This is a genomic window from Maribacter aquimarinus (genome assembly GCF_047345505.1).
In the GTDB taxonomy this organism is placed as follows: domain Bacteria; phylum Bacteroidota; class Bacteroidia; order Flavobacteriales; family Flavobacteriaceae; genus Maribacter.
Window position 1 is genome coordinate 1 of the sequence record NZ_JBLFEO010000064.1, and the last position, 1,706, is coordinate 1,706.

Consider the following 1,706-nt stretch of genomic DNA (forward strand, 5'->3'; position numbering starts at 1 on the left):
TGCCACCGTCCTCCAAGGTCAAGGTGAGCACGTCCGTTGCATTGTCAAGGCTGAAGGCCGTGATCTGTTGGTCGTCCGTGTTGTCCAGGAAGGGGTTCAAATCCACCGTACCGCCGTCCTCCAAAGTAAGGATGTTGGCCCCGGTAATGGTCAGGGCCTGATCGTCGGTGCTGCCCGTGGCCAGTTCCGCCAGGGCGCCCTCAACATCTGTGGCCGTAAAATTGCCAGCCGTGTCCGTAACCGCAACTTCCGTTGCCGTTTGGTCATCGGTGCCAGCAGCCGCCAGTACCGCGGTGAAGTCCACCGTCTGCGTACCACCGTCCTCCAAGGTCAAGGTGAGCACATCTGTCGTGTTGTCAAGGCTGAAGGCCGTGATCTGCTGGTCGTCCGTATTGTCCAGATATGGGGTCAGGTCCACCGTGCCGCCGTCCTCCAAAGTAAGGATGTTGGCCCCGGTAATGGTCAGGGCCTGATCATCGGTGCTGCCCGTGGCAAGTTCCGCCAAGGCGCCCTCAACATCTGTGGCCGTGAAATTGCCGGCGGTGTCAGTTACCGCAACTTCCGTTGCCGTTTGGTCGTCCGTGTTGTCCAGGAACGGGGTCAGGTCCACCGTGCCGCCGTCCTCCAAAGTAAGGAGGTTGGCCCCCGTAATGGTCAGGGCCTGATCGTCGGTGCTGCCCGTGGCCAGTTCCGCCAGGGCGCCCTCAACGTCCGTGGCCGTGAAGTTGCCGGCGGTGTCCGTGACCGCAACTTCCGTTGCCGTTTGGTCATCGGTGCCAGCAGCCGCCAGAACCGCGGTGAAGTCCACCGTCTGCGTGCCACCGTTCTCCAAGGTCAAGGTGAGCACATCTGTCGTGTTGTCAAGGCTGAAGGCCGTGATCTGCTGGTCGTCCGTGTTGTCCAGGAAGGGGTTCAAATCCACCGTACCGCCGTCCTCCAAAGTAAGGATGTTGGCCCCGGTAATGGTCAGGGCCTGGTCGTCGGTGCTGCCCGTGGCCAGTTCCGCCAGGGCGCCCTCAACGTCCGTGGCCGTGAAGTTACCGGCGGTGTCCGTGACCGCAACTTCGGTTGCCGTTTGGTCATCGGTGTTGTCCAGGAAGGGGTTCAGGTCCACCGTACCGCCGTCCTCCAAAGTAAGGATGTTGCCCGCGGCCAGGCTCAAGGCCTGGTCGTCCGTGCCGGCCGCTGCCAGTACCGTGGTGAAATCCACCGTCTGCGTGCCGCCGTCCTCCAAGGTCAAAGTGAGCACGTCCGTTGCATTGTCAAGGCTGAAGGCCGTGATCTGTTGGTCGTCCGTATTGTCCAGGAAGGGGTTCAGGTCCACCGTGCCGCCATCCTCCAAAGTAAGGACGTTGGCCCCGGTAATGGTCAGGGCCTGGTCGTCGGTGCCGGCCGCCGCCAGAACCGTGGTGAAATCCACCGTCTGCGTGCCGCCGTCCTCCAAGGTCAAGGTGAGCACCTCCGTTGCATTGTCAAGGCTGAAGGCCGTGATCTGCTGATCGTCCGTGTTGTCCAGATATGGGGTCAGGTCAACGGTACCGCCGTCCTCCAGGGTCAGGATGTTGCCCGCGGCCAGGCTCAAGGCCTGGTCGTCCGTGCCGGCCGCCGCCAGTACCGCGGTGAAGTCCACCGTCTGGGTGCCACCGTCCTCCAAGGTCAAGGTGAGCACGTCCGTTGCATTGTCAAGGCTGAAGGCCGTGATCTGT

The 1,706-nt window shown here is 62.2% G+C and carries 1 protein-coding gene; it reads right to left on the reverse strand.

Translation table 11 applies throughout. From position 1 onward, the window contains the following. Positions 1-1,706 (reverse strand): beta strand repeat-containing protein (locus tag ACKWCC_RS19185; RefSeq protein ID WP_413997585.1); only part of this gene is annotated, 1,706 nt, incomplete at both ends.